The organism is Amycolatopsis mongoliensis (assembly GCF_030285665.1).
Taxonomy (GTDB): domain Bacteria; phylum Actinomycetota; class Actinomycetes; order Mycobacteriales; family Pseudonocardiaceae; genus Amycolatopsis; species Amycolatopsis mongoliensis.
On record NZ_CP127295.1, the window covers coordinates 6,246,502 to 6,261,560 of the forward strand.

The window sequence follows — 15,059 nt, forward strand, 5'->3', positions numbered from 1 at the left end:
TACCTCTTGCCCCGTCTGTCATGCGGACCGCACCGGGTGGTCCGCCGAATAGTGGGGGTCAACCGGTGAAGTACCGAAGACTTCGTCCTGCGCACTCGAGTGTCCTCAGGCTCTTCATGGTCCTGGCCCTGGTCGCCGTCGTGGTGACGCCGGTGCCGGCACCACCGCGCGCGGGACTGCCGGCCGGCGCGTCGGCGGCCGGGCCGGTCCAGCAGTCCGGATCCGCCTCGGACGTCGTGGCGGGCGGGGATTCCCACGCGAAGCTCGCGGCGGGCAAACGCGACCAGCCTCGGCCGCCGGGCGCGGTCCCGGACGCCACTGCCGTGCTGCCCGTGCAGGTGCGCCCCACCGGGCCGCAGCACGAGAAACCCGTCGTGCGCCAGCAGTTCACCGGACCGGCGATCGACCCGAAGGCCACCGAGCGCCCGCAGGACCGCAGCGCCACCACCCAGACCTTCCAGAACCCGGACGGCAGCCGCACGCTGCGCGTCTTCCCCGATCAGCGCTTCGCCCACCGGCCCGACGGCAGCTGGCAGCCGATCGACGTGACACTCTCGCCCCAGCAGGGCAGGATCCGCCCGAAGACGCCCGGTGCCGACGTCGGCTTCGCGACCACGGCGAACGACCCGGCCCTCGCCCGGCTCGCCTTCGACGCGACCCACGTCCTCGCCTACGGCCTCGACGGCGCCGCCCCGGTGGCGGGCAAGGCCGAGGGCGCCCAGGTGACCTACGCGGGGACCCTGCCCGGCGTCGACGTCCGCCTCGCCGCCACCCCGGCCGGGCTGACCGAACAGCTCGTACTGGCCGGTCGCGACGCATCCGCGTCGTACACCTACACGCTCGCCCTCGCCGGGCTGCAGCCGCGGCTCACCGCTGCCGGGGACGTCGAGCTCGTCGCCGGGGACCAGATCTTCGGCGTGCTGCCCGCCGGGCAGATGTGGGACTCCGCCACCCCGGCCGTCCGCTCCTCGGCCGTCCACTACGGACTGAAGCAGGTCGGTCCCGGCAGCTGGAAGCTGAGCCTGGACATCGATCCGGTGTGGCTGCACGACCCGGCCCGCGTGTTCCCCGTGACGGTCGACCCCTCCATGGGCCAGTTCAACGCGGACGGCGACGACACCTACGTCCGCTCCGACAACGGCGCACGCAACAACCAGCTGCTCGCCGCCGGGCACGCGTCCGGCGCGCTCAACCGCAGCTACCTCCACCTCGGCAGCGCGCTCAACCAGCTGCGCAACGACTTCATCGTCGGCGGCACGCTCGACCTCAAGGCGGTCGACGCGACCAACGCGGGCGGCCTGCAGCTCAGCGCGTTCGAAGTGACCCAGCCGTGGAGCGGGAGCCCGGCGTGGCCCGGCCCGGCGGTGGGCAGGCTGCTGGGTCAGTCCGGGCCGGTCGCCTCCACCACGAGCCCGTCCTGGGTCGGCGTCCCGCTCGATCCGAACGTGCTGACCGACTGGTCGCACGGCGCGGCGATGGGCAACGGCGTGAGCGTCCGGGCCGCCAACGAGGCCGCGGCGAACGGGATCCTGTTCGAATCGGCGGACAACGGCGGCACCCAGGTTCCGTACCTCGACGTCCGCTACGCCCCCGACGGGGCCAGCTACCAGGTCACGGACGTGCTGCAGCCGACGAACACCACCGCGGGCTGGATGACCGTCCAGGTCACCAACCGCGGCGCGACCACCTGGAACGGCGGCTACCACTTCGGCTACTGGATCCAGGAGACCAACACCCTCTACCAGGGCACCGCGCTGCCGGCGGTCGGCCCCGGGGGCGTGACCACGCTGTCCCAGGTGCCGATCGGCCCGCTGCCGCCCGGCAAGTACCACGTCGTCCTGTCCATGTGGGACCCCGCGGGGCACGACTTCGCGAGCGCGGACGGCGTGCCCAACGCGGTACTCGACCTCAACGTCGACGACGTCGCGCCCACCAGCAACTACCAGCAGCCGGCCGTCGGTGAGGTCGTCGAAACGCTCACGCCGACGCTGTACGCGCAAGGCGTCGACCCGGACAACTGGCCCGCCAAGGGGCTGACGTACAAGTTCCGGCTCTGCAGCGACTCGGCGTTCACCCAGGACTGCCGGGAATCGGGCTGGGGCGGGCCGTCCTGGTCCCCGGCCGCGGACTCGCTCTACTGGGGCCGGACGTACTACTGGGGTGTCCTGGTCGACGACACCGCCAAGCAGACGCCGTGCTGGGTCGGGCCGGCCTACGACCCGAACCAGGCGGGTTGCGTCGTCGTCGCGAACTCGCCGAGCAGCCTGCGGTTCACCACGCGCGTCGCACAGCCCGAAATCACTTCGCACCTGGCGGGCAGTCCCGGCACGGTCGAAGGGCCCGGCCTCGATCCGCAGATCGGCAACTACTCGCTCGCGAACACCGACTCCGCGGTCAAGGCCGTCGGCCCGGCGCTGGGCATCGACCGCACCTACAACAGCCTCGACCCGCGCCGCGACACCGCGTTCGGGCTCGGCTGGGCGTCCCGGCTGGACATGAAGCTGGCCGCCGACGGCGACGGCTCCGGCAACGTCGTGCTCACCTATCCCGACGGCCGCCAGCTGCGGTTCGGCCACAACCCGGACGACTCCTACACCTCGCCGATGGGCGACAGCACCGTACTGGACCACAAGAACAGCGGATCGGCCTCCTTCACGCTGCGCGACGCGTCCGGCGGAGAATGGCTCTTCGACGCCTCGTTGCGGCTCAGCGCGATCATCGACCCGGCCGGGCTGCGGCAGAACCTGCACTACGCCACCGGCACCGACCAGATCGACACGATCACCAACGCGATCGCGAACGGCCCCACCGACCGCACGCTGAGCCTGACCTGGAGCGGCAACCACGTCACCTCGGTGGCCGAGCCGGCGCCGTCGGTCGGCGCCCCGGCGCCGACCTGGACCTACACGTACAACGGCGACCAGCTGACCAGTGCCTGCGCCCCCGGCGCCGCGCCGAACTGCACGACCTACGGCTACACCCCGGGATCGCACTACCGCAGCTCGGTTTCCGACGACAAGCCACAGGCCTACTACCGGTTCGACGAGCAGCCGGACGCGACGACCACCTTGGCCAGCGCGGTGGCGCTGCACCCGGGCGGCGAGAACGCGACCGCGCACGGTGTGCTCACCGACTCGGCGCCCGGACCGCTGGCCGGGACCTCGGACGGTGCCGCCACCTTCGCCGGCAACGGTTACGTCGTCCTGCCCCAGGGGCTGACGACGGAGACGATGTCGCCCTCCGTCGAGATGTGGTTCAAGACGACCGGCAGCGGCACGCTCTTCGCCCTGCAGGACAAGGACTTCGCGCCGGGCGCGGGCGCGGGCACGGCGACGCCGGTGCTCTACGTCGGCACCGACGGCCTGCTCTACGGCGGGTTCCCGACGCAGCCGGGTAGCGGGCCGACGCAGGTCGTCAGCCACGCCACGGTGAACGACGGCGCGTGGCACCACGCGGCGCTCTCGGCGGCCATCGGTTCGCAGACGCTGTACCTCGACGGTGTCGCCGTCGGCTCGGTCGACGGGCTGATCGACCAGAAGCAGATGCACTCGGCCGTGCTCGGCGCCGGGTACGCCAAGGGGTACCCCGCGACGAACGACGGTGACTTCTACCTCAACGGCGGGAGCATCGACGAGGCCGCGATCTACCGGCGCACCCTCGGCGCGCTCGCGGTGGCCGACCACTTCGCCGCGGCCAAGGCCGCGAGTGAGCTGACCTCGGTCAAGCTGCCGCAGGACAACCGCGGCTACGCCACGCTCACCTACGACGACCTCACCGACCGGGTGGCCACCCTCGTCGACCACCGGGGTCTCAAGTGGACGATGGACCCGACGACCGTCGACGAGACGCAGGACAACTCGCTGGGTTACCTCCGGTGGATCAACCCGGTCCGCACAGCGGTGGTGCACGGCCCGGCGGGCTACGGCGACTGGACGTACACCTTCGACGCCGCGGCGGCCGGCCGGATCATGAAGAGCACCCACAACGGCGCCACCCGCAGCTACGAGTACAACACCTCGGGCTTCCTGTCGGCGACCGTGGACGAGGACGGCGACCGGTTCGAGCAGACCACCGACGACCGCGGGAACGTGCTGAGCCGGAAGTCCTGCCGGGCCGCGGGTTCCTGCAACACCAGCTACTCCACCTACCTCACGCCGTCGAACCCGCTCGACCCGCGCGGGAACAAGCTCGCCACGTCTTCGGACGCGCGCTCGTCCGGGCCGTCCGACACGACGTACCGGACGACGTACTCCTACGACAGCGCCGGACGGCCCACCGGGACCACCTCGCCGGTCCCGAACGGGCAGACCCAGCGCCCGGCCACGTCGATCGTGTACTCCGACGGTTCACCGGCCTCCGTCGACGGCGGCAAGGTGCCCGCCGGGCTGCCGATCAAGAGCACCGGCGCACGCGGCCAGGTGACCACCTACCAGTACTACCGCAACGGCGACCTGGCCGAGACCGACGACCCGGCAGGCCTGCGCACGCAGCACACCTACGACGCGCTCGGCCGCGTGCTCACCACGACGACGCTCAACGGCGGCGGTGTCGCCTTCGGCGTCACCAGCTACACCTACACACCGCGCTCCCAGGTGGCCACGGCGACCGGCCCGCAGGTGACGAACCCGATCACCGGTGCGGTCCACGCCAAGGTGACCAGCTACAGCTACGACGGCGACGGCAACATCACCGGCGTCACCGAGTCGGACACGCTGCCGCAGAGTCAGGGCGGCGACCAGCCTCGCGTCACGACCAGCACCTACGACGCGCACGACCGTCCACTGCAGACCACCCACCCGGACTCCGGGGTGGAGAAGTACAGCTACTCCGCCGACGCGCTGTCGACGTACACCACCGACGTCCGCGGATTCGTCTGGACCCGCACGAACGACGAGCTGGGCCGGCTGCGCAACACCGCGGTCAGCGGCACCGGCGTCGACGCGCAGGACCCGGACCAGACGTCGATGGGCGTCGAAACCCGCTCGTACACCCCGGCGGGACGGCTCCAGTTCGACACCGACGCGATGGGCCGCACCACCGCCTACACCTACTGGAGCGACGGGCTGCGGGCGAGCACGGTCGCCAAGAACTACCGGGGTCCGGACGGCACCACCCGGGACATCGTCACCGACCAGCTCACCTACGACGCCGCCGGGCACGTCGGCACGGAGGTCACCGCGGGCGGCGTCACCACGGCGACCACCTACGACAACGCCGGGCTGCCGGTCACGACCACCTTCGACCCGGCGACCCTCAAGCGCACCACCACCTACACCCGTGACCTCGACGGCAACCCGCTGACCGTCCGGACCGGCGGCACCGCCGACCCGGACCGGGTCGAAACGACGTCCTACAGCTACGACCCGGCCGGCCGGGTCGGCCAGGAAACCGACCAGCTGAGCGCCACCGCGGCCTACACGGTCGGCTACCTCCGCGACGAGCGCGGCCTGCCGACGACGGTCACCGACCGGCGCGGCCTCGCGACCACCTACACCTACGACGGCACCGGCGCGCTGGTCACCACCACGCACCCGGCCGCCGACGTGTGGCAGGCGGGACAGCGGACCGCGAGCGTCCAGGGCAAGGAAACGCTGGGGCGCAACGCCTTCGGCGAAGTCACACAGGCGAAGGACGCGGCGGGCGGGGTCACCCTCACCGGCCGGGACGTGATGGGGCGCGCGGTCTCGGGGACGCTGCCCGCCTACTCGCCGCCGGATTCGTCGTCGCCGATCACCGCGACCACCACGACGGCCTACGACTTGGCGGGCAACGTGACCAGCCAGACGGACCCGCTGGGGCGCAAGACGGTCCAGACGTACGACCCGTACAACCGGGTCAGCACGATCACCACCCCACAGGTCGGGGACACGCCGAGCGTCACCAGCTTCGGCTACGACCGGATGGGCGAGCAGACCAGCGTCACCAAGCCGTCCGGGGCGCGGCAGCAGTTCACCTACGACCAGCTGGGCCGGCCGATCACCGCGACCCGGGTCGACCGCTCGTCCGGCACGACCGCGTACTACACGACGACCACCGCCTACGACGACGCCGGCAACGCCACCTCGGTCACCACGCCGATGGGGGAGAAGACGATCACGTCCTACGACGCGGCCGGTTCCCCGTCGCTGGTGACCGATCCGACCGGCCGGGTCACCGGCTACGGCTACGACAACGCCGGACGGCGGACGTCGGTCACCGCGCCGAGCGGGCTCACCACGTCGACCGGGTTCGACCTGCTCGGCCGCGCGACCACGGTCAGCCAGGCCTCGGCCGGGAAGACGGTGCGCACGACCACGATCGGCTACGACGCCAACGGCAACGCCATCTCGACGCTGAGCCCGGAGGGCAGGCTGACCACGGTCGGCTACGACGCGCTCGACCGGCCGGTCAGCCAGGTGGAGAAGGTCGACTCGGCGCACTCGATCACGACGTCGACCGGCTACGACGCGCTGGGCAACCGCTCGCACGCGGTCGACGGCAACGGGCACGCCACCGACTACACCAGCACCCCGTGGGGCCTGCACGAGTCGACGATCGAGCCGGCCACCGCCGCCTACCCGAACGCCGCCGACCGCACCTGGACGACGAGCTACGACGCGGCGGGGCAGGCCGTCCGGCAGACCGAGCCCGGCGGGATCGTCCGCACCAGGACGTTCGACGCGCAAGGGAGGCTCGCACTCGAGACCGGCGCCGGGGCCGAAGCGTCCACTTCGGACCGCAAGCTCGGGTACGACCTGGACGGCAACATCGCCTCCCAGACCGGTCCGGCGGGTACCACGACGTACCACTACGACGACCGCGGCAACATGCTCAGCTCCACCGGCCCGGTCACCGCGGGCACCTACGCCTACGACGGCGACAACCGGCTCACCGGACGGACGGACGCCGCCGGCGCCGCCACCTTCGGCTACGACCCGGCCGGACGGCTCGCGAGCACCGTCGACCCGGTCACCAACCGGACGATGAGCTACGGCTACGACCCCGCCGGGCGGCTCGCGTCGGTCACCGACAACCAGACCAGCAAGACCACCGCTCGCACGATCGGGTACGACAGCCTCGACCGGGTCGCGTCGGACCAGCTCACGCAGGTCCCCGAAGCCGGCGTGCCGCCGGTGACGAAACTCGGCGTGACCTACGGCTACGACCTCGACGACAACGTCACGACCAAGACGGACCTGGGAACGGGCACGTCGGCGACCAACGGCTACGGGTACGACGGCGCCGGACGGCTGAGCTCGTGGACGGATCCGAACAACGTCACGACGACCTACGGCTGGGACGACGCGGGCAACCGCACGAGCGCGGGCGGTCAGACGTTCAGCTACGACGAGCGCAACCAGCTGACCTCCGGCGGCGGCGCGACGTACACCTACACGGCCCGTGGCACGCAGGCGTCGTTCACCCAGAACGGCCGGAGCACCCAGTCGGGGTTCGACGCGTTCGACCGGCAGGTCACGCACGGGCAGGCGCAGTACGGCTACGACAGCCTCGACCGGGCGTCGACGCGCAACGGCAGTGACATCGGCTACGACGGCCTGACGAACAACCAGGTTTCGGCCGACGGCCGCGTGATCGAGCGCCTGCCGGGCGGAGCTCCGTTGTCCGACAAGGCATCCGGCAGTTCCCTGCCGGGACGGACGCTGTTCCAGAACCAGCACGGCGACGTCGTCGGCCGGTACCTGGGCGGGATCGCCGACAGCCAGAAGACCTACGACCCGTTCGGCACAGTCACTTCGTCCAACGGCGAGGCGTCGTCGCTCGGGTTCCAGGGCAGCTACACCGACCCGGACACCGGGCAGGTCGACATGGCCGCGCGCTGGTACACCCCGGCGACGGGGCGGTTCGCCAGCCGCGACAGTGTCGACGTTCCGCCGAGCCCGTCGTGGGCGAGCAACAAGTACGCCTACGGCAACGCGAACCCGGTCACGGACAACGACCCCAGCGGCCACTTCGTCGGCCCGGAGGTCGTGGAGGAGTGCGGCATCGAGGGCAGGGGAGTGGCGGCGGTCGCCGGTGGGATCGGCACCGCGGCGGATCCCCTGGGCGGCGAAGCACTGGCCGGGGCGGGCGCGATCGACTTCGTCGGCTGCGTAGCCGCCGCCGAGATCATCGAAGGCCTGGGCGGCGTGGTCATCGTGCCCGGCGGGGTCACCACCGGGTTCGTGAGCGGCGGCATCGGCCGGGCGTTGCGCAATCCCCGTGGCGACGAGACTCCCGGTGGGTGCCGGGTGGTCATCCGCGGCTGCTACCAGCCCAAGCCGGGTGGTGGCGGGGACGGCGGTGGCGGTGACCTGCCGCCGACCGGCCCGCCGGGGCCGCCGGCTCCGCCCGTGCCGCCGCCTCCTCCGCCGCTGTGGCTGGAGAACATCCTCCGGCACCTGCCGCGGCTCCTCGCGGGTGCCACGGCGACCTTGACCCGGCCGAGCACCACCGACGCGAGCACTCCGCAGACGAAGGTCACCAACCCGGGCCCCGGCATGACCCAGGGCGCCACCACCGTGACCATCGACCCGGCGCTGCTGCAGGCGACGATGGAGGAGATGGCGGCGTTCCAGGCGCAGATCGGGATCAGCATGAACGCCAACAAGGACGACGAGGACTGCGACCAGATCGAGAAGAACGGGCCCCTCGACGCGGCGTCCCGGGCCACCGGCGCCTTCGCCCACCTCTGCACGGCCAAGACGAAGGCCGCGACGCGCAAGAGCTGGGGAGGGTGGACACCGCCCGGTTGGCCGGCCGACAACCGGGGTCCCAACGGCTGGATCTACCACCGCGGTCACCTGCTGGGCAACCAGTTCGGCGGAACCCAGAACCCGGACAACGTCGTGACCATGTACGCGCGGGCGAACACCCCGGTGATGCGTGACTTCGAGAGCCTGGTGGCCACGGACCTCAAGTCGGACAACCTCTACTACGTGGTCGTCCCCATCTACGGACCCGGCAACCCCAAGGGCAAGCCGATCGCGATCGACATCCTCGAGCGGACGGACCGCGGCGGCTGCCGATCGGATCTCATCGAGAACACCTCGCAGGCAACCGAGTACCGCGATCTCTTCTGTCCATAGTGGACATGAGCGCACCGAGTGGAATGGAAAGCGCATGAAAATGCTCAGACGCGCGGCGGTGGCCGCCGCCGCGATCGCGATGGGGACGGCGGGCTTGACCGTCCCGGCCCAGGCCGCGGCACCGCCGCCGGCGCCGGTGGCGCCCGGCCTCACCAGCCCGGCGCCGCACCAGGTCATCCCGAAGACCGAGTCCGGTGACGTGGTGCTCTACGTGGACGGTCAGCAGGCCGCCTTGACGAGCGCAGCCACGAAAGCGGGCGGCAAGGTCGTCGCGTCGCGGGCGGATCGTGCCGAGATCACCCTGCCCGCGGACAAGGTCGCCGCGCTGGCGCAGCAGCCGGGGGTCACCGACGTCCGGCACCCCGACCGCGCGATCCCCATGGGGACCATCGATTCCGAGGGCCTCGCCGCCTCCGGGGCGAACGCGTGGAAGGCGGCCAACGGCAAGCAGGGCGACGGCGTCAAGATCGGCATCATCGACCCCGGCTACGGCGGGCTCGCCGATTCCCAGGCCGTGGGCGCGCTGCCGGGCCAGGTGGCGACCAACCTCGGCACCTGCGCCGACGGCGGGCAGAGCACCACGCACGGCACCTCGATCGCCGAGATCGTGCACGCGATGGCGCCGAACGCGACGCTCTACCTCGCCTGCGCGGGCACGTCGATGGAGTTCGGCCCGGCGGCGACCTGGCTGCAGCAGCAGGGCGTGCAGGTCATCACCGCCGCGCTCGGCTTCCTCACCTCCGGCCGGGGTGACGGCACCGGCGTCGCGGGCAGCCCGGCCGACGTCGTGCGCTCGCTGGGCCAGGCGGGCATCCTGTGGTCGGTCGCCGCCGGGAACCTCGCGCTGGAGCACTACACCGGCACCGCGACCACCGCAGCCGACGGGTTCGTCACCTACGCCGGGCAGAGCAACGAAGCCAACGGCTTCACGCTCAACGCCGGCGGCACCGCGACCGTCGGCCTGCGCTGGGACGCCTGGCCGAAGACGACCCAGGAGTTCGACCTCTACGTGTCCACCAGCCCCACCCCGCCGAAGTCCGCCACCGATCCCGGAGTGGTGTTCGCGAGCAACGGCCAGGCGAACGTCGGCGGCGGTGCCGAACCGACGGTCGAGGCGACCGTGAGCAACCCGAGCTCGACCGCCGCGCAGTCGTACTACGTCTACATCAAGAACGTCAACGCGCAGCAGACCGACCGGCTGGACCTGTTCGTCAACGGGACGTCCAACAGCCTGAACTTCCACAGCGCCGCCGGGAGCGTGACCGAGCCGGCGACCTCGCCGTACGCGACGGCGGTGGGCGCTTCCGCGGCGAATTCGGGCTCCGTGGAGCCGTTCAGCGGCCAGGGCCCGACCATCGACGGCCGGATGAAGCCGGACCTCACCGGCTACGACAACGTCTCGACGTCGCAGTGGGGCAACGGCGCCTTCGGCGGCACCTCGGCCGCCGCGGCCCACGTCGCCGGCGCCGCGGCGCTGCTGAAGTCGCAGTTCCCGGCGCTGGACGCGGTGCGGCTGCAGAACGAGCTGTTCGCGCGGGCCAATCCGGCCAAGTCCGACAACGTGTGGGGCCACGGTGGCCTTTACCTCGGCTTGCCCAGCACCCCGCCCGCGACCGTGGGCTCGGGCTACACCCCGCTCGACCCGACAGTGCGCGTCGACGGGCACTTCCAGGCACCGAACACCACGACGTCGACGACCTTCACCGACGCCGGCGTGCCGGCGGACGCTACCGCGGTCGAGGTCACCGTCACCGCGCGCAGCGCGCCGGACCAGAACAACGGCGTCGACGTGCCGAGCGAGGTCGACGTCTTCCCGACCGACCCGGCGTCCTCCGGCAGCCGGGCCACGGCCGTGCCGGTCTCCGTCGGCGGCGACGGCAACTTCACCTCCGTGAACATGATCGTCACGCTCGGGCCGGACCACGGGGTGCGGATCCGCACCGGTGGCGGCTGGGTGTGGACCGCGCTGGACCTGCGCGGGTACTTCAGCCCGTCCGGCGGCTCGACGTACGTCCCGCTCGCGTCGCCGGCCCGGGTCCTCGACACCCGCGGCCTGGGCGGCTCGCCGAAGACCGGGGCACTGAAGGGCGGCGACGTCTACGCGCTTCCCGTGCGTGGCGTGAACGGCGTCCCCTCGAACGCGACGGCGGTGGCGGTGAACGTCACCACGCTGCAGTCGACCCAGCAGCAGGCGATCGACGCCTACGGGCAGACCGCCTCGGGGACCACGCTGATCACCGCGCACACGGCCAAGCGCCGCAGCGCCTCGGCGATCGTGCCGGTCGGCCAGGACGGCGCGATCCACCTGAAGGACCAGAACGCCGGGCAGACCCAGGTGGTCGTGGACGTCCTCGGGGCGTTCGCGTCGGGTGCGGGCGCGCGCTACGTGCCGCTGCCGCAGCCGGTCCGGGTCGCGGACACCGCCACCGGAACCGGTGGCCGGAGCACGCCGCTGGGCGATGGCGAGTCGGCCGGTTTCGTGGTGGCCGGGCAGGCGGGCATCCCGGCCGACGCGACCGGCGCGGTACTGACCGCCACGGCGCGGGACGACAACGTCGACACCGAGCTTTCGGCTTACCCGGAGGAATCGGCGTTCAGCCCGGTGACTTCGTTCGCGGCCAAGCAGGGCGAGCCGGCCGCGACCACGCTCCTGCCGGGCCTCGGCGCGAGCGGCAAGGTCGACGTGCGCGCCGAGCACGGCCCGGCCGCGGTCGCGCTCGATGCGTGGGGCTACTTCACCGGCGGCTCGCAGGTCGCGGCGAACACGACCGACTGCGCGGTGCCGAGCGGTGGGGCGGGCTACACCGCGGCGTTCGACGGCCGTGCCGAGTCCGGCCTGGACGGATGGCAGTCCACCGGGACGAAGGCGACCGCACAGGGCTGCGTGCTGCAGACCGGTACCGGAAACAGCGACGTCACCTGGTATTCGCAGCACAGCCTGGAAAACGACTACACGCTGAAGCTGGACTGGAAGACCGACACCGCGAGCGCCCTGTCGAACGTCTTGGTGGGCTTCGCGAACCCGGGAAGCGACTCGGCAGCGCCGGGCAGCATCGCCGTCCGGATCGCCCCGAACGGCACCGGGGCGCAGGGCACCGGAGCCGTCAACGGCCAGGCGCCGGGCGGCACCGGCGCGGTGAAACCGCTGGGGCAGTGGAACACCTTCGAGATCACCGTCTCGTGGAACACCGTCCTGGTGTCGCTCAACGGCACCCGGATCAACGGGTTCACCACGGCTTCGCCGTCGGCGCTGGCCGCCAACACCTACATCGGCGTCAGCAACAGCGGCGCCGGGGATCCGGTGAAGTTCCGCGACATCCGCATCAAGCGGAACGAGCCGGTGGCCTCCGGTGCGGTCACCAGCGGCGGTGGCAGCTGCCTCGACCTGCAGAACTACGACATCACCGCGCTGACGCTCTGGACCTACACCTGCAACGGCAGCCCGGCCCAGACGTTCACCCGCGCCGGGGACGGCACGCTCGCGGTCGCCGGCCGGTGCGTCGACGCGAGCGGCGGCACCACCGGCGGCACCCCCGTCGGGCTGCGAGCCTGCGACGGCTCGCTCGCCCAGCAGTGGGTCGCCCGGGACGACGGCTCGCTCATCGGCGCGGCGTCGGGACTGTGCTTGACCGCGTCGGGCCCGTCCCCGCGGGCGAGCCTCTCGCTGAAGGACTGCACCGCCGGCAGCGGGTCGACGCAGGGTTGGCAGCTGCCGGCCCAGCACGGCCTGGTGGGGGAGGTGACCGGCCCGGGCGGGCGGTGCCTCGACGTGCCGGACAACGACCCGACGCAGAACTCGGTCTTCCTGTACGACTGCAACCGTTCGCCGGCCCAGCAGTGGGTTTCCGTCGGCGACGGCACCCTGCGCGTCGACGGGAAGTGCCTCGACAGCGGCGGCAACCCGCAGACCGGCGCCGACGCGCCGGGTATCGGTGTCCCGCAGCTGCCGTGCTCCGGCGCTTCGACCCAGCAGTGGGTGGCCCAGCCGGGCGGCGCGATCGTGAACCCGGTGTCCGGCCTCTGCCTCGCCGCGCTCTCCGGTGACCTCCACGCCGGCGTGGTGGTCGACACCTGCTCCGGCAGCGCGATGCAGCAGTGGCACCTGGCCGCCCAGACGCAGGTGCGCGGCCAGCTCGTCGGGATCGGCGGCAAGTGCGTCGACAGCGACGTGGCGGACAACGCGACGGTGCACCTGTGGGACTGCGACCGGACGGCCCCGCAGTTCTTCAACACCAACGGGGACGGCACGTTCCAGGCGCAGGGCAAGTGCCTGGACACGGGCGCCACCGGTCCGGGCAGCGGGGTGATCAAGAACCCGTGCTCGGGCTCGTCGACCCAGCAGTGGGACGTCCAGCCGGACGGGTACCTGGTCAACGTGGGCACCGGCACCGTCCTCGACGACCAGTTCGGCAGCACCGCCAACGGCAACGCCCTGCAGATCTGGACCGCCAACGGCGGGCCGCAGCAGAAGTGGTCCACCCCGCTCCGCGCCAACCTCGCGGGGGCGTAGGGCCGCAGCGGCGATGGGGGCCCTCCCACCGGGAAGGCCCCCATCGCCGTCGAACCCGCGCCGGCACCCACCCGCGGCCGCTCAGCGGAGCCGAGAACACCCTGCGAGGCAGGCGACGGGTGCCGAAGAGGGCTCCCGGGGACGGCGGAGGACGCGGTGGTGCACCGCCTGCCGTCTCCGCCGGCCGGGACCACAGCCGGGTGCCCTCGCCCGCCACATCCCCGGCGAGCGCGCCGGCGGCGACCTGCAGCGACGACTTCGAGAACGTGCTGCGGTGCCGCACCGGCGGCACTCCGCCGTCGCGGGTGGTTGGACCAGGATCGAAAGGCTTGTGGCGGGGTGGCCTCCTCCCGCAGTCTCGGGAGGTGACCAGGGAGGGTCCGGGGCCGACCGGGTGCCAGTGATCGGGGCAGCCGGGGCGTGGGGCTTCAGTACTGGGGGGAGGAGCCCCACGCCCGGTCCGCCGGCGCGCCCGTCACACCCGGGCCTCGCGACCGCCGAGGAGATCGGCACCGAGCACCGTCAGCTGGTGGATGACGGCCGTTCCGTTCCGCTCGGTGGTGACCAGCCCGGATGACCGGAGGATCGAGGCGTGGTAGCTCGCCGCCGAGGTGGTGATGCCGGCCCGGTGCCCCAGCTCGGTCGTCGTGCAGCCCTCGGCGAGCACGCGCAGGGCCGTGGCCCGGGTGGCGCCCAGCAGGTTCGCCAGCGCGGCCGGGTCGCCCGGCGCCCCGGAAGGCGTGGCGGTTTCCGGCGGCCGGGCTTCGGCCGGGTAGACGAGAACGGGCGGGAGGCCCGGATCGGCCAGGAGCGTCGGGGCCTGGCGGCAGAAGTACGCCGGCACGAGCCGCAGTCCCCGGCCGCCCAGCTCCAGCTCACCGGTGACGTGGTCGCCGTCGACTTCGAGGACCCGGTCGCGCCAGGTGAGCGCGGGGTGCAGCGAGTTCAGCATCGTGTCGGCGCCCTGGGCGGCGAGGACCCGGGTGCGGGCGCTGAGCTCGTCGTCGACGACCTTCTCGATCCGGGCCCAGTGCGGGTTCAGCGTGCGCCGGTGGTACTCGGCCAGGCCGCGCCCGAGGTCTGCCAGCTCGCGCCGGTCACCGCACGCCAGCCGGGCGCCCCACCGCGGGGGTGCCGGACGGTGGGTGAGCAGCGCCAGCTCCGCCGCGATCCGCCGCGCCGGCGTGCGGAGCACCGCGTCGAGGCCGGCGGCGAGGCCTGTCGACGCTTCGCCCGGGGTGAGGAAGTCGGGGGAGTAGCCGCGCGGAGGTGCCAGGCGCAGCAGCGACCGTGTCGCGCTGTCGAGCGTCACGCCGGCGCGCCAGCGGTCCAGGCGTGTGTCCGTGGCGTGGGCCTGCAGGGCGTGCAGGCTGAGCAGGAGCTCCCACAGCGGGTCGGGCCGGGTGGCGAAGGTGAGCCGGGTCAGGTCCGCCGTCGAGAAGCGGATGCGAAGCGGCATGGCAGGGTGCACCTTTCCGGGGAGG

3 protein-coding genes are annotated in these 15,059 nt (G+C 72.3%); 2 read left to right on the forward strand and 1 reads right to left on the reverse strand.

Annotated elements, in window-relative coordinates; genetic code table 11:
* The first annotated feature begins 116 nt into the window (after positions 1-116).
* Positions 117-9,065: an RHS repeat-associated core domain-containing protein gene (locus QRX60_RS30125; RefSeq protein ID WP_285994799.1), complete on the forward strand. Its 8,949-nt coding sequence runs from the start codon at positions 117-119 to the stop codon at positions 9,063-9,065.
* Positions 9,066-9,099: 34 nt separating this feature from the next.
* On the forward strand, positions 9,100-13,575 hold the full coding sequence (locus QRX60_RS30130; protein ID WP_285994800.1) for a ricin-type beta-trefoil lectin domain protein: 4,476 nt from the start codon (positions 9,100-9,102) through the stop codon (positions 13,573-13,575).
* 475 nt (positions 13,576-14,050) lie between these two features.
* Here the strand turns inward: QRX60_RS30130 and QRX60_RS30135 are convergent, their stop codons facing one another.
* On the reverse strand, positions 14,051-15,034 hold the full coding sequence (locus QRX60_RS30135; protein WP_285994801.1) for an ArsR/SmtB family transcription factor: 984 nt from the start codon (positions 15,032-15,034) through the stop codon (positions 14,051-14,053).
* Positions 15,035-15,059 lie beyond the last annotated feature (25 nt).

What these genes read in the sequence shown, in the direction of transcription:
- QRX60_RS30125 (WP_285994799.1), top strand. Translation starts at nt 117, where the DNA reads ATGGTCCTGGCCCTGGTCGCCGTCGTGGTGACGCCGGTGCCGGCACCA.
- QRX60_RS30135 (WP_285994801.1), bottom strand. Translation starts at nt 15,034, where the DNA reads ATGCCGCTTCGCATCCGCTTCTCGACGGCGGACCTGACCCGGCTCACC.
- QRX60_RS30130 (WP_285994800.1), top strand. Translation starts at nt 9,100, where the DNA reads ATGAAAATGCTCAGACGCGCGGCGGTGGCCGCCGCCGCGATCGCGATG.